Below are 23,721 nucleotides of genomic sequence, written 5' to 3'. Positions count from 1 at the left end.
CTCGGGTTAACGTCGAGGCATGCACGACCAGCCGTCCCGCGTCCCCGCCGCTCCCGGCGCCCGAGGCATCCCCGGCATCCCCGGCGCCCCCGAACTCTTCACCTGGGAGTTCGCCACCGACCCGTACCCCGCCTACGCCTGGCTCAGGGAGCACGCGCCGGTGCATCGGACCCGGCTGCCCAGCGGGGTCGAGGCGTGGCTGGTGACCCGGTACGCGGACGCCCGGCAGGCGCTCGCGGACCAGCGGCTCAGCAAGAACCCGGCGCACCACGACGAGCCCGCGCACGCGAAGGGGAAGACGGGGATCCCGGGGGAGCGCAAGGCGGAGCTGATGACGCATCTGCTGAACATCGACCCGCCGGACCACACCCGGCTGCGGCGGCTGGTGTCCAAGGCGTTCACCCCGCGCCGGGTGGCCGGGTTCGCCCCGCGGGTGCAGGAGCTGACGGACGGGCTGATCGACGGTTTCGCCCGGCGGGGCCACGCGGACCTCATCCACGAGTTCGCCTTTCCGCTCCCCATCTACGCCATCTGCGACATGCTCGGGGTCCCCCGTGAGGACCAGGACGACTTCCGGGACTGGGCCGGGATGATGATCCGTCACGGCGGCGGTCCGCGGGGCGGTGTCGCCCGGTCGGTGAAGAGGATGCGCGGCTATCTGGCCGAGCTGATCCACCGCAAGCGGGAGGCGCCCGGTGACGATCTGATCTCGGGTCTCATCAGGGCCTCCGACCACGGGGAGCACCTGACCGGGAACGAGGCCGCGGCCATGGCCTTCATCCTCCTCTTCGCCGGGTTCGAGACCACGGTGAACCTGATCGGGAACGGTACGTACGCGCTGCTGCGCGATCCGGGGCAGCGGCGGCGGCTCCAGGACTCGCTGGCCGCGGGCGAGACCGGCCTGCTGGCCACCGGGGTCGAGGAGCTGCTGCGCTACGACGGGCCGGTGGAGCTGGCCACCTGGCGCTTCGCGACCGAGCCGCTCACCCTCGGCGGGCGGGACATCTCCACCGGCGACCCCGTCCTCGTCGTGCTCGCCGCCGCGGACCGGGACCCGGAGCGGTTCGCGGAGCCCGACACCCTCGATCTCGCCCGCCGGGACAACCCGCACCTCGGGTACGGGCACGGCATCCACTACTGCCTTGGCGCGCCGCTCGCACGGCTGGAGGGGCAGACCGCGCTGGCGGCGCTCCTCGGCCGTTTGCCGGACTTGCGGCTTGCGGTCGATCCATCCGAATTGCGGTGGCGTGGGGGGCTCATCATGCGCGGATTGCGCACTCTGCCCGTTGAATTCACCCCCCGCTGAATCTGACGCTACGTCAATTTTGTGACTTTCACGTGATCTCCGCTGCATCGGCTTGTGACAGAGGCGGGACTGCGGCTACGTTCACCCCGACTCCGGGCCGTCGAGGTTTCAACCGCCGCGATCGTCCCGGACGTTCTCTGTAGTCACACGGAAGGCACACCGCATGCTGTCCGGGAACGGCCGCCACCGCCGACCTCGTCAGGCCCCCGCCCTCATCGTCGCGGCAGGGGTGACCGGATCGGCCATCGCCATCCCGCTGCTCGGTGCGGGCACCGCGTCAGCGGCCGACACCGCCACCTGGAACCGGGTCGCCGACTGCGAGAGCGGCGGCGACTGGGGCGCCAACCTGGGCAACGGCTACTACGGCGGGCTCCAGATGTCCCAGGAGACCTGGGAGGCTTACGGCGGCACCGCCTACGCGCCGCGCGCCGACCTCGCCAGCCCCTCGGAGCAGATCTCCGTCGCCGAGATGGTGCTCGCCGCCCAGGGCGCCTCCGCCTGGCAGAGCTGCGGCGTGATCACGGGGCTGACCACGGGCGGCTCCCAGCCGGCCGGCACCCCGTCCACCGACCCGCTGGGCGGCCTGGTGAAGGCCCCCTCGTTCGGTGACGGGGCGGCCGCCGTGTCCGAGCCGGACGCCGGGTCTCCGTCGGCCGCCGGTTCCGCGCCGTCCGCCGAGCCGTCCGGGCCTTCGGAGCCCGCGCCGTCCGCCGAGCCCTCGGCGGGGTCCTCGGAGCCCGCCGGCCAGGGCGAGGGTCCGCAGGCGTCCGGTGGCGCCGCCGACGGGGGCACGGGCAAGCACCGGGGCGTCCCCGCCGCGGAGGGGGCCGCCGAGGGGGCCGCCGAAGGGGCCGCAGAAGGGGCACAGGCGGGCGATTCCGGCGACGAGCGCGATTCCGGACGCCACGCTTCCAGGGGGGACGAGTCCGCGCGGGACGGCGCTGTCGCCGGAGACGGTTATGTCGTCCGCACCGGCGACAGCCTCTCGTCGATCGCCGACGCCAACAAGGTGCCCGGCGGCTGGCCCGCCCTCTATGAGGTGAACCGGGATGTCGTCGGCGCCGACGCGAACCTCATCCTGCCTGGCCAGAGCCTCGATCTCGGCCCGGAGGAGAGCGAGTTGACGCAGTAGTTCGGGCGCTTATGTCCGGGTCTGTGCGAGTGAGATATGAGTCTCTTCCGGTCAACTGGTGCCGCGAAGCGGTCAACTTCGATCGCCAGGGTTCTCACCTGCGAAAACGGACATGTTGTCGCATCAGATATGGGCGATTCCTCCCCGATGTGCGTCTTTGAACATCGGGGAGGCGTGTGCCTACCGTCTGAACCGCTCGCAACGCGGGCCCCGTCGACCGCACGCCGAATCCTGCCGGCGGCCGCCGGGAACAGTCGTCGCGCCAGCGCCGAAGGCAGGAGCGGGGGACCCAAGGTAAGTGCCGGACCGGCCCGAGGAGGGCTGCCCGGCTAGGGGTGGAGCCGTGCGCTCGTCGCACGGCCGGGCACCACATCGGCCCGAACCCGACAGCTCACCTCGCAGGCGTCGGTGAGGAGAACTCCGATGCTGCTTTCCGGCAAGGGCAAGCGCCGTCGCCCGACGGTCTTCCAGCGGTCCACCCGTGTCGTCACGCTCGCCGGTGTCGCCGGCGCCGCCATCGCCGCACCGCTGATGGCCTCGGGCACGGCGTCCGCCGCAACCGCCTCCGAGTGGGACGCCGTCGCCCGGTGCGAGTCCGGCGGCAACTGGTCGATCAACACTGGCAACGGCTACTACGGCGGGCTGCAGTTCTCGGCCTCGACCTGGGCCGCCTACGGGGGGACCGCGTTCGCCTCCACCGCCGACAAGGCGACCAAGGCGCAGCAGATCCAGATCGCCGAGAAGGTCCTGGCCGGCCAGGGCAAGGGTGCCTGGCCGCACTGCGGCACCGGCCTGTCGAACGCCGCGTACGACGGCGCCGCCGCGGCCGCCCCGGCCGCCCCCAAGGCCGCCCAGCCGAAGGCCGAACCCGCCCCCAGGCGGGCCGAGGCCCCGACCACGCGCTCCGAGCGTCCGGCCGCCCCGGTGCAGAAGGGCGACGGCGAGTACACGGTGAAGGCCGGCGACACCCTCAGCAGGATCGCCGAGGACCGCGGGGTCAAGGGCGGCTGGCAGAAGCTGTTCGAGCTGAACAAGGACATCCTGGACGACGCGAACGTCATCTACCCCGGCCAGAAGCTCCACCTGAGCTGACGCCCGGCCCCGGGCACCGGTCCCGCGCCGTCCGGCCGGTGCCCGGCGGCGCGCGAGACCGGGCGGCTCCCTCCGGCGGCGCCTCCGGGGCCGACCGCGCTCCGGTGGTCCCGCCGGGCCACCGGACCGCGCGCGGCCCTGGCCCGGTCTCGGTCCTCGTCCCCGTGCCTGGCCCCGCCCCCGGCCCGGCGCGGCCTCCCCGTCCGTGCCCCGCGCTCGCGCCGGCCGCCGGGAAGGCCGCAAGCCGGGGCCTTTGTCGGTTCGGTCCGCTTTTTCGTCCCACGGGGCGGGCATCTGCCGACCGATGCCCGCCAGGCGGTTAGGCTCTTGCCGCAAGGCCAAAGGGACCCTGCACCGACACGGCTCCGCCTGTGTCACCTCACGCGTCACATCCCAGAAGGAGATGCTCGTGCCGTCCATCGACGTCGTCGTAGCCCGGGAAATCCTGGACTCCCGAGGCAACCCCACGGTCGAGGTCGAGGTCGGCCTCGACGACGGCAGCACCGGCCGTGCTGCCGTTCCGTCCGGCGCGTCCACCGGCGCCTTCGAGGCCCTCGAGCTCCGCGACGGCGACCCGAACCGCTACCTGGGCAAGGGCGTCGAGAAGGCCGTCCTGGCCGTCATCGAGCAGATCGGCCCCGAACTGGTCGGGTACGACGCCACCGAGCAGCGCCTGATCGACCAGGCGATGTTCGACCTCGACGCCACGCCGGACAAGTCCTCCCTCGGCGCCAACGCGATCCTCGGGGTCTCCCTCGCCGTCGCGCACGCCGCCTCCGAGGCGTCCGACCTGCCGCTGTTCCGCTACCTCGGCGGCCCGAACGCGCACCTGCTGCCCGTTCCGATGATGAACATCCTCAACGGCGGCTCGCACGCCGACTCCAACGTGGACATCCAGGAGTTCATGATCGCTCCCATCGGGGCGGAGTCCTTCTCCGAGGCCCTGCGCTGGGGCACCGAGGTGTACCACACCCTGAAGAAGGTCCTGAAGGAGAAGGGGCTCTCCACCGGCCTCGGCGACGAGGGCGGCTTCGCCCCGAACCTCGGCTCCAACCGGGAGGCCCTCGACCTCATCCTCGAGGCGGTCAGGAAGGCCGGCTACACGCCGGGCAAGGACATCGCGCTCGCCCTCGACGTCGCCGCCTCGGAGTTCCACAAGGACGGCGCCTACGAGTTCGAGGGCAAGACCCGCTCGGCCGCCGAGATGACCGAGTACTACGAGGAACTCGTCTCCGCCTACCCGCTGGTCTCCATCGAGGACCCGCTGTTCGAGGACGACTGGGACGGCTGGAAGACGATCACCGAGAGGCTCGGCGCCAGGGTCCAGCTGGTCGGTGACGACCTGTTCGTGACCAACCCCGAGCGTCTCGCCCGCGGTATCGACGAGAGCGCCGCCAACGCCCTCCTGGTCAAGGTCAACCAGATCGGCTCGCTGACCGAGACCCTGGACGCCGTCGAGCTGGCCCAGCGCAGCGGTTTCAAGTGCATGATGTCCCACCGCTCCGGCGAGACCGAGGACGTCACCATCGCCGACCTGGCCGTCGCCACCAACTGCGGTCAGATCAAGACGGGCGCCCCGGCCCGTTCCGAGCGCGTCGCCAAGTACAACCAGCTGCTGCGCATCGAGGAGATCCTCGACGACGCCGCGGTGTACGCCGGCCGCAGCGCGTTCCCCCGCTTCAAGGGCTGAGCCCGGCGCATGCCCTTCGAGGGCTGAGCCGGCACGCGCGCTTCACGGGCTTCGTCCGGCACGGGCCCGGACGGCTCCGCCCGGGCCCGGCGCAAGGCCGGTTGCGTACGTCCCCGCACACGGTCCCGTACCGTGTGCGGGGACGTACGCACGTGAAGGGGAGGCGCACAGATGGCCCGGGACCGGTTCTCGACCGCGACCAGGCTGCGGCTGCTCGGTGAGCAGACCGCCGCCCGCGTCTACCGTTCGCAGACCCGCCGCCAGGCCCGGCGCTCCCGGCTCACCGGCCGGGCCGCCTTCCTCGCGCTCGTCGTCTGCTCGATGATCGTCGCACTCGCCTATCCGATGCGGGCGTACGTGTCGCAGCGGAACGAGATCGCCGAGCAGCGGCGGCTCGCCGCCGCGGCCCGCGAGCGCGTCGAGCGGCTCCGGGACGAGAAGGCCCGCCTCCAGGACGACGCGTACGTCATGCGGCTGGCCCGTGAGCATCTGCATATGGTGCTGCCCGGCGAGACCGGTTACATCATGGCCGACCCGCGGGCGGACCGGACGCCCCGCGTCGAGGAGCAGGGCCGCGGCCGGCCCTGGTACTCGAACGTCTGGGACGGCGTCGACCGGGCCGACGCGCGAGGTTAGCCAGGACTGCGACCGCGCGTCGACCGGACCGACGCGCGGCGCCGGGGACAGTCCCCAGCCCATTCACCGAACCGACGAAGAGACGTACACATCGCATGGACACGCCCCCGCCGAGCACCGCGCCCACCCCGCCCACCGCGGAGGACATCGCCGCGTTCAAGGAGCAGCTCGGCCGCCCGCCGCGCGGTCTGCGGGCCATCGCCCACCGCTGCCCGTGCGGGCGGCCCGACGTGGTCGAGACGGCACCGCGGCTGGAGGACGGCACCCCCTTCCCGACGCTGTACTACCTGACCTGCCCGCGTGCGGCCTCGGCCATCGGCACGCTGGAGGCTGACGGCGTGATGAGGGAGATGACCGAGCGCCTGCAGAGCGACCCCGACCTGGCGGAGGCGTACCGGGCGGCGCACGAGGACTACCTCCGGCGCCGGGACGAGGTCGAGGAGCTGAAGGGCTTCCCGAGCGCCGGCGGCATGCCGGACCGGGTGAAGTGCCTGCACGTCCTGGTCGCCCACTCGCTCGCGGCCGGCCCCGGGGTGAACCCGCTGGGCGACGAGGCCATCGCGCTGCTTCCGGAGTGGTGGGCCAAGGGCCCGTGCGTGGCGGCGGGGGCCGGCGACCGCGCGGACGGCGGAGCGCACCCGGGAACGCGGGGCGCCGCATGACCCGCGTCGCCGCCGTCGACTGCGGCACCAACTCGATCCGCCTGCTCGTCGCCGACGTGGACCCCTCGACGGGTGGACTCGTGGAACTGGACCGGCGGATGACCATCGTCCGGCTCGGGCAGGGCGTGGACCGCACCGGGCGGTTGGCCCCCGAGGCGCTGGAACGCACCTTCGCGGCCTGCCGGGAGTACGCCCGGGTCATCGAGGAGCACGGCATCGAGGTGCCCTCCGCCGGGGGCGGGGGGAGGATCCGCTTCGTGGCGACCTCCGCCTCCCGGGACGCGGAGAACCGCGGCGAGTTCGTGAGCGGTGTGGCCGGCATCCTCGGGGTCGAGCCCGAGGTGATCAGCGGCGACCAGGAGGCCGAACTCTCCTTCACCGGTGCCACCGGGGGACTGGCGGGCGACGAGGAGCGGCTGGTCGTGGACATCGGCGGCGGTTCGACCGAGTTCGTCATCGGCCGGGACCGGGTCGAGGCGGCCCGCTCGGTCGACATCGGCTGCGTCCGGCTGACCGAGCGTCACATACGCGGCGATCCTCCGGCGCCGGAGGAGATCGCCGCGGTCCGGGCGGACATCGAGGCGGCGCTCGACCTGGCCGGGGAGACCGTGCCGATCCGCGAGGCGGGCACGCTCGTCGGCCTGGCCGGCTCGGTGACCACCGTCGCGGGGATCGCGCTGGGCCTCGACGCTTACGACTCCGGGGCCATCCACCACTCCCGGGTCTCCCGCGACCGGGTCGCGGAGATCACCGGGCGGCTGGTCCGCTCCACCCGCGACGAGCGGGCCGCGATCCCGGTGATGCACCCCGGGCGGGTGGACGTGATCACCGCGGGTGCCCTGGTGCTGCTCGCGGTCATGGACCGTGCCGGGGCGCCGGAGGTCGTCGTCTCGGAGCACGACATCCTCGACGGCATCGCTCACAGCTGCGCCGCCGGGGCGCGCTGAGGCGGTGCCGCTGCCGGGTGGGTGGGGCGTCGCGGCGGGCGGTGGGGTTGTCGCCGGTCGCCCGCCCCGGCCCGCGAGGGCGAGCGGTGCACCGGCGCTGATCTGATGCGCGACAGGGTGGCTGCCGACCCGGAGCAGGGGGTGTCTTCCGGCCGTCGGCGCGCCGTCCGCAGGAAACTTCGTGAAGTTCTTCACAAGGAAAAGGGTCCGGGTGGCCGTCGAAAGTGCCACCGGAGGGCCCGCCGGGCCTGTTTTCGTGACCGACTCCGCCCGTTCGACCGTGCTCCGGCAGGTGACCGCCGTGTGGCGTACACGGTGAAACGGGCCCCGGGTCGCCTTCCCGGGGGAGCGTGGGGCCAGCTCAGCGGGCCTGGGCAACGTCTGCCGCCGGGCCGGTGTTCCCGCGGGGTGTCATGACCTGGATCACGTGGGCGGCGGAGTGTAGCAGAGGGTCCCCCCATGCTTGTGAAGGGGCTCACGAGCACCCCCTCGGAGTGGGGTGGATACTCGATGGCATGAGCACCACGGAGCGTCCCAGGATCCTCGTAGTAGGCGGTGGGTACGTAGGCCTGTACGCAGCTCGTCGCATTCTGAAGAAGATGCGGTACGGGGAGGCGACCGTCACGGTCGTCGACCCGCGGTCGTACATGACGTACCAGCCCTTCCTCCCCGAAGCAGCCGCCGGCAGCATCTCGCCGCGGCACGTCGTCGTCCCGCTGCGGCGCGTGCTGCCCAAGGCCGAGGTACTCACCGGCCGGGTCACCACCATCGACCAGGACCGCAAGGTGGCCACGGTCGCGCCGCTCGTCGGCGAGTCCTACGAGCTCCCCTTCGACTACCTGGTGATCGCGCTCGGCGCGGTGTCCCGCACCTTCCCGATCCCCGGCCTCGCCGAGCAGGGCATCGGGATGAAGGGCATCGAGGAGGCCATCGGCCTGCGCAACCACGTCCTGGAGCAGCTGGACAAGGCCGACTCCACCACCGACGAGGAGGTCCGCCGCAAGGCACTGACCTTCGTCTTCGTCGGCGGTGGCTTCGCCGGTGCCGAGACGATAGGCGAGGTCGAGGACCTGGCCCGGGACGCGGTCGGGTACTACAAGACCATCAAGCGCGAGGACATGCGCTTCGTCCTGGTCGACGCCGCCGACAGGATCCTTCCCGAGGTCGGGCCCAAGCTCGGCACGTACGGCAGGGAGCACCTCGAGTCCCGCGGCATCGAGATCTACCTCAACACCTCCATGGACTCCTGCGTGGACGGCCGTGTGGTGCTGAAGAACGGTCTGGAGGTCGACTCCGACACCGTCGTCTGGACCGCCGGCGTCAAGCCGAACCCGGCCCTGGCCCGCTTCGGCCTGCCGCTCGGCCCGCGCGGCCATGTCGACACCCGGCCGACGCTCCAGGTGCAGGGCACCGACTACGTCTGGGCCGCGGGCGACAACGCCCAGGTCCCGGACCTCGCAGCCCGCGAGGCCGGTGCCGAGAACGCCTGGTGCCCGCCGAACGCCCAGCACGCGCTGCGCCAGGCCAAGGCCCTCGGCGACAACGTGATCTCCGGTATGCGGGGCTTCCCGCAGAAGGAGTACCGCCACGCCAACAAGGGCGCGGTCGCCGGTCTCGGCCTGCACAAGGGCGTCGCGATGATCGTCGTGGGCAAGGTGAAGATCAAGCTCAAGGGCCGGCTGGCCTGGTACATGCACCGCAGCTACCACGGCCTGGCGATGCCGACCTGGAACCGCAAGATCCGCGTCTTCGCCGACTGGACCCTCGCGATGTTCCTCAAGCGCGAGGTCGTCTCGCTCGGCGCGATCGAGTCGCCGCGCGAGGAGTTCTACGAGGCGGCCAGGCCCGCCCCGGCGGTGGCCCGTCCCACTCCCGAGAAGGCGAAGGCCTCCTGACCTCCCCGCCGTAGCACCCCCGAAGGGGCCGTCCGCCATCCGTGGTGCGGACGGCCCCTTCGGCGTACTTTGGGCATGCCGTGAACGGGGAAGTTGTCTGTTTTGCCGTCCATTTGCCCACGGGGGGACTGCGTCCGCGCGCCGCCGGCGTTTACGTGGTGTTGGGCATTTCCGTCAAACAGCGTCACGGAGGTGTGCGCCATGGCCGATGCCGCTTCGCGGCTCACCGCTCTCGCCGAGGAACTGCTGGGGGAACCTCCCCCGATCCGCATCCGGGCCTGGGACGGAAGCGAGTCCGGTCCCGCCGACGGCCCGGTCCTCGTCGTCCGGCACCGGCGAGCCCTGCGCAGGCTGCTGTGGAAGCCGGGCGAACTGGGCCTGGCCCGCGGCTGGGTGGCCGGCGAGATCGATGTCGAGGGCGATCTGTACGAGGCCCTGGGACGGCTGGCGGGCATGCTCTGGGAGCGCTCCGAGCCCGGCCCCGGGCTCCGCTCGCTGGGCGATCCGCGGTTCCGCTCGGCCGTCCGGGAACTGGCCGCCCTCGCCGGGCCCCGCTGCTGGCTGCCGGTGCCGCCGCCCCCGGAGGAGGTCGCCGGACGCCGCGGCCCGCTGCACACCAGGACACGCGACCGGCAGGCGATCAGCCACCACTACGACGTCGGCAACGCCTTCTACGAGCAGGTGCTCGGGCCCTCGATGGTGTACTCCTGCGCCTACTGGCGGGACGGGGGCTCCCTGGAGGACGCCCAGCGCGACAAGCTCGACCTGGTCTGCCGCAAGCTCGCCCTGCGCGAGGGCGACCGGCTGCTGGACGTCGGCTGCGGCTGGGGTTCGATGGCGCTGCACGCGGCCCGGGAGTACGGCGCCCGGGTCACCGGGGTCACCCTGTCGAGGGAGCAGGCCGCGTACGCCCGCAAGCGGATCGCCGAGGAGGGGCTGACCGACCGCATCGAGATCCGGGTCCAGGACTACCGGGACGTCAAGGACGGCCCGTACGACGCGATTTCGTCCATCGGCATGGCCGAGCACGTCGGGTCCGTCCGCTACCGGGAGTACGCCGATGTGCTCCACGGGCTGCTGAGGCCCGGGGGGAGGCTGCTCAACCACCAGATCGCGCGCCGACCCGAGCAGGACGAAGCCGCCTACCACGTGGACGACTTCATCGACGCCTACGTCTTCCCCGACGGGGAGCTGGCGCCGCTCGGCAGGACCCTGTCGATCCTGGAGCAGGCCGGCTTCGAGGCCCGCGACGTCGAGTCGTTGCGCGAGCACTACGCCCTCACGCTGCGCGCCTGGGTGGCGAACCTGGAGTCCGACCGGGAGCGGGCGGTACGGCACTCCTCGCCCGGCCGTGCCAGGATCTGGCGCCTCTACATGGCCGCTTCGGCCGTGTCCTTCGAGCGCAACCGGATCGGGGTCAACCAGATCCTCGCGGTGCGGTGCCGGGACGGCGGCGGCTCGGGGCTGCCGCTCAGGGCACGCGGCTGGACCGAGACCGGGGCGGGCTGACCCCTCGGAGGAGGGCGCGGTGAGCCGGTCCCTCCGCACCTGCCCGGGCCGGGGCCCGCACCCAGCCTGGCTGGGGAGGGGCTGCCTCCCGGGCCGGGACCCGCGTCTTCCCGGAACGGGGCGGGGCGGCCTTCCGGGCCGGGACCCGCAGGCACTCGGGCCGGGGCCCGCGTTTTCCCGGAACGGGGCGGGGCGGCCTTCCGGGCCGGGACCCGCAGGCACTCGGGCCGGGGCCCGCGTCTTCCCGGAACGGGGCGGGGCGGCCTTCCGGGCCGGGACCCGCAGGCACTCGCGCCGGGACCCGCAGGCACCCGGGCCGGGCCCCTTCGCGGGGCCCGGCCCGGGCAGCCGTCATGCGCCCTCCGTACGGCTACTCGGTCTTGATCGCGGTGAGCATGTCCAGCCGCGCGGCGCTGCGGGCCGGCCACATCGCGGCGAGCACTCCCACCAGCCCCGCGAGCAGCAGGAAGAGGCCGATCCGGTCCCACGGCAGGACCAGGGCGTAGCCCGGGACCTTGTCCCGGAAGGTCTCGCCGATCGCCCAGCCGAGGAAGGTGCCGAGGCCGATGCCGACGACCGCGCCGTACACGGAGATGACGACCGCCTCCAGCCGGACCATCCGCTTCACCCGGCGCCGGTCCAGGCCGATCGCGCGCAGCATGCCGATCTCCTGCTGCCGCTCGAAGACGGACATCGCCAGGGTGTTGACGACCCCGAGCACGGCGATGACCAGGGCCATCGCGAGCAGGCCGTACATGATGTTCAGCAGGGTGCCGATGATGCCGCCGAACTGGTCGCGGATGTCCTGCCGGTCCATCACCGCGATGGCGGGGTTGTCGCCGAGCGCGTCGATCAGGGCCTGCTCGTTCGCCTCGCTCTGGCCGCCGTCCGTCTTGACGAAGATCTCCGGAATGTGTGGCTTCAGCTCGTGCGGGTCGGCGACCTCGGTGCTCACCAGGACCGGTGACAGGAACTCGCTGTCCCTGAAGACCGCGCCGATCTCCAGGCTCCCCTTCTTCTTGTCGTCGAAGGTGACGGGGAGCCGGTCGCCGACCTTCCAGCCCTTGCTCGCGGCCGTCTTCTCGGCGACCGCGGCGCCCCCCTTCGCGAGGGTGTCCAGGCTGCCGCCGACGACCTCGACGTTCAGGACCTTCTCGACGTCGCCCGGGGTGACCGCCGAAGCGGCCGTGAAGTCGCCCTTCACCTCGAAGTGCACGGCCTGCTGCGGGGAGACGGCCGAGACGCCCGGGGCCTTCTCCAGCGCGTCCAGCGCGGACCGGTCGAGGCCTCCGCCGTTGGCCATCGTGACCATGTAGTCGGCCTTGATGTTGTCCGTCGTCATCCTGTCGACGGCCCGGCCGACGGTGACGCCGAGGACGGAGAGACCCGTGACCAGGGTCAGTCCGATCGCGAGTGCGGAGGCCGTGGCACCGGTGCGCCGGGGGTTTCGGACGGCGTTCCGCCCGGCGAGCTTGCCGGCTACCGAGAAGACGCCGGCGAGCAGTGGCCGTACGAGGGCGATGACGGGGCGCGAGAGCTGCGGGATCAGCACGATCACGCCGATCAGCGTTAGGAACGCGCCCGCCGCGATCAGCATCCGCCCGGTGCCGCCGGCGGCGGCGGCACCCCAGACGATGCCGCCCGCGCCGAGGCCGGCCAGGACGCCCCCGATGGAGTTGCGCAGCACCAGCGACCTGGCGCCGGGCGCCGTGTGGACACTGCCCATGGCGGCGACCGGCGGGATCTTCGCGGCCCGGCGTCCGGGCAGCCACGCGGCGAACATCGTGACGAGCACACCGACGGCGAAGGCGGCGACCACCGGCGTCGCGGAGATCACGAGCGGGCCGTCCGGCACCTTCATGCCGAAGGCGGCCATTCCCGAGCGCAGGCCCATCGTCAGCCCGATGCCGAGGACGAAGCCGACGGCCGAGGCCACGGCGCCGACGATGGCGGCCTCGACGAGCACCGAGCGGGTGATCTGGCGGCGGGAGGCGCCGACGGCCCGCATCAGGGCGAGTTCCCCGGTGCGCTGGGCGACCAGCATGGTGAAGGTGTTGGAGATCAGGAAGACGCCGACGAAGAGCGCGATGCCGGCGAAGCCGAGCAGGATCTGCTTGAGGGTGCCGAGCCCCTTCTCGATGTCCGCGGCCTGCTTCTCGGCGAGGTCCTTCCCGGTCCGCGCCTCGGCGTTCTCCGGCAGCAGCGGCTCCACCGCGTCGAGGATCCTCGCGGCGTCGGCACCGGGGGCGGCGGCGACGCTGACGTCCCGGTAGTAGCCCGGCTTCAGGTAGAGCTTCTGGGCCACCTCGGTGTCGAAGAGGACCAGGCTGCCACCGGCGTTCACGGCACCGTCCTCGGTGGTGAAGACACCGCTGAGGGTGTACTCCGCCACCGGCCCGTTGGTGGCGACGCGGACCCGGTCGCCCACCGTGTACCCGCCCTTGGCGGCGCTGTCCGCGTCCAGGGCGATCCGGTCGGCCTTCGCGGGGCCGCCGCCGTCGGTGAAGGTGTAGGCGGGGTCCTCGCCGTCCTTGCCGGGGGAGAAGTTGGAGCCCTTGTTCGACCAGCCGACGCCGATCAGCCTGCCGTCGGGGTCGGCGACCCCGGCGAAGCCGTCGACGCGGCCGTGGGCGGCGGCGACGCCGTCCAGCGCGGCGACCTTGCCGAGGGTCTGCTCGGAGATGCCGGGCTCCTGCCCGGGGTCCTTCTCGTCGGCGTACGAGGTGACGGCGACGGCGACGTCGTCGTAGCTCTCGGCCGACTGGTTGCGGAAGGCGTTTGAGAGGGTGTCGGCGAAGACCAGGGTGCCGGAGACGAACGCCACGCCGAGCATCACGGCGAGGACGGTCATCAGCAGCCTGGCCCTGTGCGCGAGCACACTGCGCAGGGCGGTACGGAACATGGTGTGGGTCAGTCCTGGGGTGGGGTCCGGAAGTCTGCGGTGGAGGCGTGGGTCAGCTGGTCCGGCCCCTGGCGTCGAACTCCTTCATGCGGTCCAGCACGCCGTCGGCGGTCGGCGCGGTCATCTCGTCCACGATCCGGCCGTCCGCCAGGAAGACGACGCGGTCCGCGTACGCCGCGGCCGCCGGGTCGTGCGTCACCATCACGACGGTCTGGCCCAGCTCCCGCACCGAGTTGCGCAGGAAGCCCAGGACCTCGGCGCCGGAGCGGGAGTCGAGGTTTCCGGTCGGCTCGTCGCCGAAGACGATCTCGGGCCGGGAGGCGAGCGCACGGGCCACGGCCACGCGCTGCTGCTGGCCGCCGGAGAGCTGGGCGGGCCGGTGGCCGAGCCGGTCGGAGAGCCCCACCATGTCGATGACGAGCCGCAGCCACCGTTCGTCCGGCCTGCGTCCGGCGATGTCCATCGGCAGTGTGATGTTCTCCAGGGCCGTCAGCGTCGGCAGCAGGTTGAAGGCCTGGAAGATGAAGCCGATCTTGTCGCGGCGCAGCCGGGTCAGCTGCTTGTCACTGAGCGAGCCCAGCTCGGTCCCGCCGATGCGTACCGAGCCGCCGCTGAAGCCGTCGAGTCCCGCGACGCAGTGCATCAGCGTCGACTTGCCGGAACCGGACGGGCCCATGATCGCGGTGAACTCGCCCTGGCGGAAGTCCACGGTGACCCGGTCGAGGGCGACCACCCGGGTCTCGCCCTCCCCGTACACCTTGGACAGGTCCGCGGCGCGGGCGGCCACCGAGGTGGCACGGGCGGTGGTGGGTGTGGTGGTCACGAGTCGGCTCTCCTGTCGCGGCGTTCCTGGGACCGCTCCATCGTGCTGCCGGGGCCCTCGCCGGATCATCGGTCCCGGTGCCCGTTCCCGGGACCCCCTCCGGTCTGACGGGGCGGCGGCCCGTCCTCCTTTGGTATGACGGTGGCTCCCGGGGCGGCTCCGGGGCGGGCCCGCCCCACCGGAGCGCCGCGCGACGGATCCCCGGGTGTGCGGGGGCGGCGACTTTCCGTCATTCCCACGGGTGGCGCCGGGTGCGCGAGGAGCCCGCCTCGGCAGGTGCAAACCTCGGCCCACGTGGGCTGACTACCCCTCAGTCATCAATAAAATAAGACAACTTAGGCACGTTGTTCCGCTGTTGGGGTGAGCCGTGCGGATAGGCTCGTGTGCGAACGCAGAGCCGCGTACGCAGGACCGCGCAACCAGCCCGGATGGTGGAATGCAGACACGGCGAGCTTAAACCTCGCTGGCCTTCGGGCCGTGCCGGTTCGAGTCCGGCTCCGGGCACGTTCATGCGTCCGCGGCGCGAGCGGCACCCGTTGAATTCCTGAACGCTCGCCCGCGCCCGCGAGGCCCCGGCCGCCGCCGCTCCGTACCCCTGCCCGCTCCCCCCATTACCCCTGCCGTACCCCCGCCGTACCCCTGCCCGGCCCGCAGCCGCGCACACCGGGCCCGCACCCCCGGCCGGCTTCCGGCACCGCCTCCGGAGTGAACCGCGCCGACCCGGGAATGAGTGACTCCGTTCATCGGCTGTAGTGTCGGGAGAGAGTGCACGGCGGGTGCGGGGCCACAGGTCAGTCACGATCGAGGAAAGATCCTCCTTCAGCACTAGGCCGAGGTCTTTGCCCCCGCATTACTCTTGTGTGAAGGCCGCGCAGGGCGGCCATGGAGGAGTGAGATGAGGAGCAGCAACCCGGTCTTCTCGCGACGGGGGTTCAGCCGCGACAACGGCTACGCGGGCTTCAACACCGCGCCGCAGGCCGGGGGCCCCGCAGTCGGCGGAAACCCGTACGCCCAGGGCGCCGGCAACGCGTACGCCACCAACCCCTACGCGCCGGCGGACGCCCAGGTCGGTGCCCCGCCGCAGGCACCCGCGCCGACCAGTGTGATGACGATGGACGACGTCGTGGCGCGCACCGCCATGACGCTCGGCACCGTCGTGCTCACCGCGATCCTGTCGTGGGTGCTTCTGCCCGTCGACCCGGCCAACATGGGCAGGTCGTACGGCATCGCCATCGGCGCCGCGCTGGTGGCCATGGTGCTCGCGCTCGTCCAGTCCTTCAAGCGCAAGCCGTCGCCCGCGCTGATCCTCGCCTACGCGGGGTTCGAGGGCGTCTTCCTCGGAGTGATCTCCAGCGCGGTGTCCACGTACATCGCGGACGGTGTGGTCGCCCAGGCCGTGCTCGGGACCATGGCGGTCTTCGGCGGCGTGCTGTTCGCCTACAAGATGCGCTGGATCCGCGTCACCCGCCGCTTCTACGGCTTCGTGATGGCGGCAGCGATGGGCTTCCTGCTGCTGATGGCGGTCAACCTGCTGTTCGCCGTCTTCGCCGGCGGCGACGGCCTGGGCTTCCGCAGCGGCGGTCTCGGCATCCTGTTCGGTGTCATCGGCATCATCCTCGGCGCCTGCTTCCTGGCCCTGGACTTCAAGCAGGTCGAGGACGGCATCAACTACGGCGCCCCCCGCGAGGAGTCCTGGCTGGCCGCCTTCGGCCTCACCCTGACCCTGGTGTGGATCTACCTGGAGATGCTGCGTCTGCTGTCGATCCTGCAGGGCGACGACTGACGCGCGGGCGGCCCGGCCGCCCGGCGAACCGACGATGGGCCCGCTCCGGCATCCGCCGGGCGGGCCCATCGGTCGTCCTCGAGCCGGTGCCGCAGCACGCCCCGGCTGGTGCCGCGTCAGGCGACGTCCGCCCCGCCCCGTCGCGACGCCCGGCACGGCGACTCGCCGCCTTGCCGAACCAACCGGGCAGGCCCGCTGCGAGGCCGATCCGGCGCCCTGCGACGCACCGCACCGGACGCCGCTCCGCGCCGCCGCCGACGGGCAGACCCCGCCCGACGCGGCACTAGAGCAGCTTGCGGGCCGCCCTCCTCAGGTCGTACTCATGGATGATCGCCTTCGCGTGGCCGTACGCGAGATCGTGTTCGCTCCGGAGCCAGCTGACCTTCTCCTCGAAACGGAACAGGGACGGTCCTTCTTCGACGGTGCGCAGCCAGTCGGCGATGTCCCGACCGGTGCAGTGGGGGATGCGGGACAGCAGGTTGCGATGGGTCTCTTCGGAGAAGACTTGGGACATCGGTGCCTCCGGACGCATTGCGCGTGTGGTCCTTCCCGTCACCGTGCCTCAGCGTTCGCGCGTTGGCAACAGTCCCGTACCGGCGCATAGGGTCGCGTCGTGCTTGATACGACACCTCTGACGGCGGCCGTGGAACGTTTCGCCGACCGGCTGCGGGCGGCCCCGCAGAGCCGGCTCCAGCGCGGGGCGGCGGCCGAAGGGCTGGCACTGGCCAGGGAGTTGGCGGTGCGCGCCCAGCGCATCGAGACGCCGGGGCGGCAACCGCGGATCATGCCCGACGCGGGTGTCTTCGCGGTCGCGGACCAATTGGTGGTCGCGGGGACGGATTTGGCCGAAGCCCTACGCTCCGGGACGGCACCGCCGGGGGAGCTGGCCGAGGCCGTGGAACTGGTCGAGGCGGCGGCGCGGCGGGCGCGGCTCTGAGGGCGCGCCCGGGAGGCTCCGGGGCCGGCCGGGGGCCGGGGCGGCCGGGCGGGCCCGCGGAACGGGCTCAGAGCGAGGCGATGACGCGGTCGGCGAGGACGTAGACGTTCTCCCCGGCGCCGCAGGAGAACGTGAGGGAGTAGGCGCCCGAGACGCCCGAGCCGCCGAGCAGGACCGGCGCCCGCCCGGCGCGCAGCGCCTCGCCGAGCTGCTCCGCGGTCTCACGGTGCCCCGGGGTCATGCACAGGGTCGTGCCGTCGGCGAACACGTACACGTCCAGGGTTCCCAGCGGGCCCGGCCGCACGTCGGTGAGGGCGGTCGCGGCGTCGGCCAGCTCCTCCAGCCGCGCCACGGTCCGCTCGTGGTCGGTCACGACAGGCGTCTGCACCGGAACGAAGTCGGGATGCGAGGGGTGCCGGCGGCGGGCCGCGGCCAGTTCGGGGGAGTCCTCGGCGAACTCCGCCGGCTGCTCGGCGGGCTCCGGCTCCGCGAGTTCAGCGAGTTCCGCGAGTTCTTCGAGGGCTTCCGCCGCTTCCAGGTTCAGTGCCTCCAGGCCGGCGAAGTCGGCCTGCCGGGGCAGCTGGACCGGCCCGTCCTCGCCGACGTCCGCCAGCCCGCCCGGCATCGTCAGCGGGGAGTCGCCGGCGAAGTGCGGTGCGTCGGCCGCCTCGCGGGCCTCCTGCGCGGCCCAGAAGGCACGTGCCTCGGCCAGCTCGCGCTCGCGCTCCTCGGCCAGCGCCTCGGCGACGGCCGCGCGTATCTCGGCGGCGGGGGCCGTGCGGGCCTGCGGTACGGAACCGAAGGGGCCGCCGCCGTGGCGGCTCGCTGCGGCCAGTTCCGAACGCAGGGCGGCGACCTGCCGGCGCAGCCCGAGAGTGGTGTGCAGGGCGGCGGCGCCCACAGCCGTGGCGGCGGCGGTGGTCAGCAGCAGGGCGAGGGGAAAGGCGCTCACTGACGTACTCCCGGTTCTGAGGACTTCCCGACTTACTACATCAGCTTGTCGTGGGCCCACACCTGGTGTCAGTGCAATACATCACGAACTTCACGAAAGAGACAGGGGGCTGAGCCGGACGTCTTTCTGTGGGACACGTGTGAGCTGGGCAAACGCACGTTGCTGGGAGGCATATCACATCCTGGGGGAGATTAGGTCACGACCGGGAGACGGCGGGGTTGGGGGAGTGCCCGCGGAGGGATGGGGAGGGGTTTCGCGATGCGAGCCCGGGGCTCGGGGCTCGGGCCCCGGGCGCGGACGCGCGTCGGGTGGCCGGTCGCGGGGCGCGTGTCACGGGGCGCGGACCGCAGGTCGCGGTTTGCGGTCGCGGGTGCGGGTGCGGGTGCGGGCCGCGGCCCGCACCCGGTCATCCGCGCCGCTGTGGCCCGGACCCGGTGGCCCGGACCCGGTCATCCGCGCCGGCGGGGTGCCGCGCCCGTGCGCGGCACCCCGCCCGCGCGCGGAGCCGCGGGCGAGGCGCCGGCCCGGTCAGCTGAGGCGCTCGATGACCATGGCCATCCCCTGGCCGCCGCCCACGCACATGGTCTCCAGGCCGAACTGCCTGTCGTGGAACCGGAGGGAGTTGATCAGCGTGCCGGTGATACGCGCTCCGGTCATGCCGAAGGGGTGGCCGACCGCGATCGCGCCGCCGTTGACGTTCAGCTTGTCCAGCGGGATGCCCAGGTCCCGGTAGGAGGGGATGACCTGGGCCGCGAACGCCTCGTTGATCTCGACCAGGTCGATGTCGTCCATGGTGAGCCCGGCCCGCCGCAGCGCCTGCCTGCTCGCCTCGACCGGGCCGTAGCCCATGATCTCGGGGGAGAGGCCGGACACCCCGGTGGAGACGATCCGGGCCAGCGGGGTCAGGCCCAGCTCGCGCGCCTTGGTGTCCGACATGATCACCAGCGCGGCCGCGCCGTCGTTGAGCGGGCAGCAGTTGCCCGCGGTGACCAGGCCGTCCGGGCGGAACACCGGCTTCAGGCCCTGCACGCCCTCCAGCGTGACGCCTGCGCGCGGACCGTCGTCCTTGCTGACCACGGTGCCGTCCGGCAGCGTCACGGGCGTGATCTCGCGCTCCCAGAAGCCGTTCTTGATCGCTTCCTCGGCGAGGTTCTGGGACCGCACGCCGAACTCGTCCATCTCCTGGCGGGTGACGCCCTTGAGGCGGGCCAGGTTCTCCGCGGTCTGGCCCATCGCGATGTAGGCGTCGGGGACCAGGCCGTCCTCGCGCGGATCGTGCCAGCTCGCGCCCTCGCTGGCGGCGACGGCCGCGGTACGGGCCTCCGCATCGGCGAAGAGGGGGTTGTGGGTGTCGGGCAGGCCGTCGGAGCTGCCCTTCACGGAGCGGGAGACCATCTCGACGCCGGCCGATATGAAGACGTCGCCCTCGCCGGCCTTGATGGCGTGCAGCGCCATCCGGGAGGTCTGAAGCGAGGACGAGCAGTAGCGGGTGACGGTGCAGCCGGGGAGGTGGTCCATGCCCATCTGCACGGCCACGATCCGGCCCAGGTTGTGGCCCTGCTCGCCGCCGGGCAGGCCGCAGCCGAGCATCAGGTCGTCGATGTCCTCGGGGTCCAGTTCGGGGACCTTGGCCAGTGCGGCCTGGACGATGGTCGCGGTCAGGTCGTCCGGCCGCAGCTCCTTCAGCGAGCCCTTGAAGGCCCGTCCGATGGGCGAGCGGGCGGCAGAGACGATCACGGCTTCGGGCATCACGGCTCCAGTGGGGTGCTCGGGGGCGACAGTCTGGAAGTTACCCCCACGTATCGCGTGGGTCACGGTACGGACCGTGTGATGCGGACCTCTTTTCTAAGCGCCCGCTTACGCGTGGGTCCGCGCGGCTGAGGCGGACGGGGGCGCCCTCGGCGGTCCGCGACGTGGTCCGTCCGCGCCGGGACGGGGCGCGGGGGTGTGAGGGCCGGGCCACCACACGCGGACCGTGCCGCTGCCGCTGCCGCTGCCGCTGCCGCTGCCGCTGCCGGTGAGGGGGCGGGGGCGGGGGCGGGGGCAGCGGGCCGGGGCGGGTGCTGCCCTGACAGGGGAGCGGGATCCGGCCGCGCGGGCCGAGTACGGGGCCGCAGGGCCGGGACGGACCCGGCCGCCGCGCGGGTCCGTCCCGGCGCGGGCCGTTCCGGCGCGGTCCTTCCGGCGCGGTCCTTCCGGCGCGGGCCGCGCGTTCACTCCGATCCCCGCCCGCGCGCCTCGGCGGCCCGGGGCTCCGAAGGCGCGGGCTCCGCCGGCACCGGCAGGCGGCGGCGCCTGCGGTGCTTGAGCAGGGCCCACGGGGCACGGGCTCCGGTGACCTCGGTACCGGCCTCGCTCGCCGCCTCCGCCGCGGCCTTGGCGACCGTCAGCATGCCCTCGCGGCGGTCGGCGTCCAGCCGGTCCGTCTCCGGCCAGAGGCCCAGCACCGCGCACAGCGTCGGCAGCACCGCCATCGCCGCCGTGGCGTACCCCTCCGCCGACGGGTGGTAGTTGTCGGGTCCGAACAGCTCACGGGGGTTCGCCGCGAACTCCGGCCCCAGCAGGTCCCCCAGCGACACCGTACGGCCGCCCTGCTCCACCACGCCGATCGTCTGCGCCGCCGCGAGCTGCCGGGAGACCCGCCGGGCGAGCCACCGCAGCGGCTGGTAGACGGGTTCGATGGTGCCGAGGTCCGGACAGGTGCCCACCACCACCTCCGCTCCCGCCGTCCGCAGCCGGCGTACCGCGGCGGACAGGTGCCGCACCGACTGCGTCGGGGGCATGCGGTGCGTCACGTCGTTCGCCCCGATCATGATCACGCAGACGTCCGGTGCCCGGGCGGGGTCCCGCAGCGCGAGGCCCACCTGCCGTTCGAGGTCGTCGGAGCGCGCACCGGGCTGGGCCACGATGAACAGCTCCACCGGGCGCTCCGCCACGGCCGCGAGCCCCGAGGCCAGCAGCGCCCCCGGTGTCTGCCCCGCCCGGCGCACGCCCTGCCCGGCGGCCGTCGAGTCGCCGAGCAGGACCAGCCGCAGCGGACTCGAGAACCCGAAGGCCGTGCCGTAGACGCCGTCCGCCCCGGGCGGGCAGGGGGCCGTACCGCCCCCCACCGATCTCTTCGCGAGCTGCACCTCGGCCAGCAGGAGAGTCACCGCCGCGGCTCCGAGCAGCCCGATCCCGCCGCCGCCGTAAGCCGCGCCCGCAGCGATGCGCCGCGCCACCCTCGCCCTCGCCCTCGACACAGTCCCAGCCACCTCCTCGTAGCCGTGCAGTCGTCCAAGAGCTAACTGCCCCGCAACCGCCGCAGCCCAATCTCACGCCGAATGCGCATACGCTGACGGAACCACTACGGAGATCCCGGAGACTTACGGTGCGATTCCACGACTCGATGATCAGTCTGGTTGGCAATACCCCGCTGCTGAAGCTGAACAGCGTGACCGCGGGCATTCAGGCGACGGTCCTCGCCAAGGTCGAGTACTTCAACCCCGGCGGATCGGTCAAGGACCGCATCGCCCTGCGCATGATCGAGGCAGCCGAGCGGAGCGGGGAGCTCGAGCCGGGCGGCACGATCGTCGAGCCGACGAGCGGCAACACCGGCGTCGGGTTGGCCATCGTGGCCCAGCAGAAGGGCTACAAGTGCGTCTTCGTCTGCCCGGACAAGGTGTCCACGGACAAGATCAATGTCCTGCGCGCCTACGGCGCCGAGGTCGTCGTCTGCCCGACGGCGGTCGACCCGGACCACCCGGACTCGTACTACAACGTCTCCGACCGGCTGGTACGCGAGACGCCGGGCGCCTGGAAGCCGGACCAGTACTCCAACCCGAACAACCCGCGTTCGCACTACGAGACGACCGGTCCCGAACTGTGGGAACAGACTGAGGGGAAGATCACCCATTTCGTGGCCGGTATCGGCACCGGCGGCACCGTCTCCGGCACCGGCAACTACCTCAAGGAGATCAGCGGCGGCGCGGTGCGCGTCGTCGGCGCGGACCCCGAGGGCTCCGTCTACTCCGGTGGGTCCGGCCGGCCGTACCTGGTCGAGGGGGTCGGTGAGGACTTCTGGCCCACCGCGTACGACCCCGAGGTCACGGACGAGATCGTCGCCGTCTCCGACAAGGACTCGTTCCAGATGACGCGCCGCCTGGCCAAGGAGGAGGGCCTCCTGGTCGGCGGTTCCTGCGGTATGGCGGTGGTCGCCGCGCTGCGCGTGGCCGAGGGGCTCGGTCCGGACGACGTGGTGGTCGTGCTGCTCCCGGACAGCGGGCGCGGCTATCTGTCGAAGATCTTCAACGACGAGTGGATGAACGACTACGGCTTCCTCGAGCAGGCCGGCGACCAGCCGCGGGTCGGTGACGTGCTGAAGCACAAGGAGGGCGCCCTGCCGTCCCTCGTGCACATGCACCCGGAGGAGACGGTGGGCCAGGCCGTCGAGGTGCTGCGCGAGTACGGCGTCTCCCAGATGCCGATCGTGAAGCCGGGCGCCGGGCACCCGGACGTCATGGCCGCCGAGGTCATCGGCTCCGTGGTGGAGCGGGAACTGCTGGACGCGCTGTTCACGCAGCGCGCCTCGCTGAACGACCCGCTGGAGAAGCACATGAGCGAGCCGCTGCCCCAGGTCGGTTCGGGCGAGCCGGTCGGCGACCTGATGTCCGTGCTCGGTTCCGCCGACGCCGCGATCGTGCTGGTCGAGGGCAAGCCCACCGGTGTCGTCAGCCGCCAGGACCTGCTCTCCTTCCTGGCGCGGTCCGGGAAGTAGGCGGCAGGGGCGGGACGGCGGCGGTCCCCTGCGGAGCAGGATGCGCGGGGACCGCCGCACCCCCGTGACCGGGGGGCGGGACGGCGGCGGTCCCCGCGGGGGACGCGGTCCGGGTCCTGGCCGGAGCCGGCGCCGCGTCCGGGCGTCCACGGAGGTCCGGGAGCCGCTCCGGAGGTCCTTGACGCCGACACCCCTCAATGTGCCGGACGCGTGTTAACCGGGTGCTGCGCCGACGTGTCGCTCCCGTACCACTTGCGCGAACCCCCGCGTACGGTGCGCCCGATGGCGCCGGGCCCGTGCGGCGGGTCGTCCGACGCCCGCGAACCCCCGCGCACGGGGCGCCCGATGGCGCCGGGGCCGGCTCGGGGCCGCTGCCGTGGGCCGGTCCCGGCGGGGGCCGCTCCTCCCGGCGGGCCACGGGCCCGCCGATCCCGTTCCGCCCCGGTCCGGGCGGTCTGCCCCACCCGTACTGCCCCACCCGTACCGCCCTGGCGGTCTGCCCCCACCGTCCTGCCTCGGCGGCCGAACGGGGCCCCTCCCGCGCGGGGGCGCGCGGGAGGGCCGACGCTGAAGATGAGACTCGCCATGCCCTCTGGTCTGGCACTGTTGATTCGATAAGTATCGAATCAAGGTCATTTTGGGGCATGGGAGATGAGAGTGGGGCTGACCAGGGGGTTCTCGCTGCGCTTGAGCTTCCGC

At 72.6% G+C, this 23,721-nt stretch carries 18 protein-coding genes, 1 tRNA gene and 1 riboswitch; of the genes, 13 read left to right on the top strand and 6 right to left on the bottom strand.

Features of this window, described 5'->3' with window-relative positions:
- The first annotated feature begins 19 nt into the window (after nt 1-19).
- From DDQ41_RS09135 to DDQ41_RS09095, 9 genes are all read left to right on the top strand, one after another.
- Nucleotides 20-1,306, top strand: a complete 1,287-nt coding sequence (locus tag DDQ41_RS09135; RefSeq protein WP_109294039.1) for a cytochrome P450 family protein — start codon at nt 20-22, stop codon at nt 1,304-1,306.
- Nucleotides 1,307-1,469: 163 nt separating this feature from the next.
- Nucleotides 1,470-2,438, top strand: a complete 969-nt coding sequence (locus DDQ41_RS09130) for a transglycosylase family protein (RefSeq protein ID WP_109294038.1) — start codon at nt 1,470-1,472, stop codon at nt 2,436-2,438.
- A gap of 250 nt (nt 2,439-2,688) precedes the next feature.
- A riboswitch (cyclic di-AMP (ydaO/yuaA leader) is annotated at nt 2,689-2,858 on the top strand.
- Between the two features lie 3 nt (nt 2,859-2,861).
- A complete protein-coding gene (locus DDQ41_RS09125) occupies nt 2,862-3,530 on the top strand; it encodes a transglycosylase family protein (RefSeq protein WP_109294037.1) in 669 nt (222 codons plus the stop codon).
- Nucleotides 3,531-3,939: 409 nt separating this feature from the next.
- Nucleotides 3,940-5,220, top strand: a complete 1,281-nt coding sequence (eno, locus tag DDQ41_RS09120; protein WP_109297633.1) for a phosphopyruvate hydratase — start codon at nt 3,940-3,942, stop codon at nt 5,218-5,220.
- Nucleotides 5,221-5,391: 171 nt separating this feature from the next.
- Nucleotides 5,392-5,856 (top strand): FtsB family cell division protein, encoded by a 465-nt coding sequence (locus tag DDQ41_RS09115; RefSeq protein WP_109294036.1) that lies wholly within the window; start codon nt 5,392-5,394, stop codon nt 5,854-5,856.
- Between the two features lie 95 nt (nt 5,857-5,951).
- Complete coding sequence (locus DDQ41_RS09110) at nt 5,952-6,518, top strand: DUF501 domain-containing protein (protein ID WP_109294035.1); 567 nt, start codon at nt 5,952-5,954, stop codon at nt 6,516-6,518.
- The gene (locus DDQ41_RS09105) at nt 6,515-7,465 is read left to right on the top strand and encodes a Ppx/GppA phosphatase family protein (RefSeq protein WP_109294034.1); all 951 of its coding nucleotides are present in this window, start codon (nt 6,515-6,517) and stop codon (nt 7,463-7,465) included. Before DDQ41_RS09110 ends, DDQ41_RS09105 begins: the two co-directional genes overlap by 4 nt.
- Nucleotides 7,466-7,980: 515 nt before the next feature.
- Nucleotides 7,981-9,360 carry an NAD(P)/FAD-dependent oxidoreductase gene (locus DDQ41_RS09100; RefSeq protein WP_109294033.1) on the top strand — a complete coding sequence of 460 codons (1,380 nt, stop codon included), beginning with the start codon at nt 7,981-7,983 and terminating at the stop codon, nt 9,358-9,360.
- Nucleotides 9,361-9,561: 201 nt separating this feature from the next.
- Nucleotides 9,562-10,869 (top strand): SAM-dependent methyltransferase, encoded by a 1,308-nt coding sequence (locus DDQ41_RS09095; RefSeq protein WP_109294032.1) that lies wholly within the window; start codon nt 9,562-9,564, stop codon nt 10,867-10,869.
- 370 nt (nt 10,870-11,239) lie between these two features.
- Here the strand turns inward: DDQ41_RS09095 and DDQ41_RS09090 are convergent, their stop codons facing one another.
- Both DDQ41_RS09090 and DDQ41_RS09085 read right to left on the bottom strand, forming a co-directional pair.
- Entirely contained in the window at nt 11,240-13,771 is a 2,532-nt protein-coding gene (locus tag DDQ41_RS09090) for an ABC transporter permease (RefSeq protein ID WP_109294031.1), read from the bottom strand.
- 52 nt (nt 13,772-13,823) lie between these two features.
- Complete coding sequence (locus DDQ41_RS09085; RefSeq protein ID WP_109294030.1) at nt 13,824-14,594, bottom strand: ABC transporter ATP-binding protein; 771 nt, start codon at nt 14,592-14,594, stop codon at nt 13,824-13,826.
- A 422-nt stretch (nt 14,595-15,016) separates the two neighbouring features.
- On the opposite strand from DDQ41_RS09085, the gene DDQ41_RS09080 reads away from it, so the two are divergent.
- Together DDQ41_RS09080 and DDQ41_RS09075 are read left to right on the top strand one after the other, a co-directional pair.
- Nucleotides 15,017-15,098, top strand: a tRNA-Leu gene (locus tag DDQ41_RS09080).
- Between the two features lie 391 nt (nt 15,099-15,489).
- A complete protein-coding gene (locus DDQ41_RS09075) occupies nt 15,490-16,377 on the top strand; it encodes a Bax inhibitor-1/YccA family protein (RefSeq protein WP_109294029.1) in 888 nt (295 codons plus the stop codon).
- 283 nt (nt 16,378-16,660) lie between these two features.
- Here the strand turns inward: DDQ41_RS09075 and DDQ41_RS09070 are convergent, their stop codons facing one another.
- Nucleotides 16,661-16,891 carry a DUF4287 domain-containing protein gene (locus DDQ41_RS09070; protein WP_109297632.1) on the bottom strand — a complete coding sequence of 77 codons (231 nt, stop codon included), beginning with the start codon at nt 16,889-16,891 and terminating at the stop codon, nt 16,661-16,663.
- Between the two features lie 99 nt (nt 16,892-16,990).
- Between DDQ41_RS09070 and DDQ41_RS09065 the strand changes: the two genes are divergently transcribed.
- A complete protein-coding gene (locus DDQ41_RS09065; protein ID WP_172607835.1) occupies nt 16,991-17,314 on the top strand; it encodes a hypothetical protein in 324 nt (107 codons plus the stop codon).
- Nucleotides 17,315-17,381: 67 nt separating this feature from the next.
- Here DDQ41_RS09065 and DDQ41_RS09060 read toward each other — a convergent pair whose 3' ends face one another.
- From DDQ41_RS09060 to DDQ41_RS09050, 3 genes are all read right to left on the bottom strand, one after another.
- The gene (locus DDQ41_RS09060; protein ID WP_109294028.1) at nt 17,382-18,266 is read right to left on the bottom strand and encodes a hypothetical protein; all 885 of its coding nucleotides are present in this window, start codon (nt 18,264-18,266) and stop codon (nt 17,382-17,384) included.
- Nucleotides 18,267-18,794: 528 nt separating this feature from the next.
- Nucleotides 18,795-20,015 (bottom strand): acetyl-CoA C-acetyltransferase, encoded by a 1,221-nt coding sequence (locus DDQ41_RS09055; protein ID WP_109294027.1) that lies wholly within the window; start codon nt 20,013-20,015, stop codon nt 18,795-18,797.
- A gap of 464 nt (nt 20,016-20,479) precedes the next feature.
- On the bottom strand, nt 20,480-21,487 hold the full coding sequence (locus DDQ41_RS09050; protein WP_109294026.1) for an SGNH/GDSL hydrolase family protein: 1,008 nt from the start codon (nt 21,485-21,487) through the stop codon (nt 20,480-20,482).
- Between the two features lie 149 nt (nt 21,488-21,636).
- Between DDQ41_RS09050 and DDQ41_RS09045 the strand changes: the two genes are divergently transcribed.
- On the top strand, nt 21,637-23,022 hold the full coding sequence (locus DDQ41_RS09045; protein WP_109294025.1) for a cystathionine beta-synthase: 1,386 nt from the start codon (nt 21,637-21,639) through the stop codon (nt 23,020-23,022).
- Nucleotides 23,023-23,721: the final 699 nt, after the last annotated feature.

It is taken from the genome of Streptomyces spongiicola, from assembly GCF_003122365.1.
GTDB lineage: Bacteria > Actinomycetota > Actinomycetes > Streptomycetales > Streptomycetaceae > Streptomyces > Streptomyces spongiicola.
The sequence above is the reverse complement of the archived record's forward strand: the minus strand, read 5'-3'. Positions and strand labels throughout refer to the sequence as shown.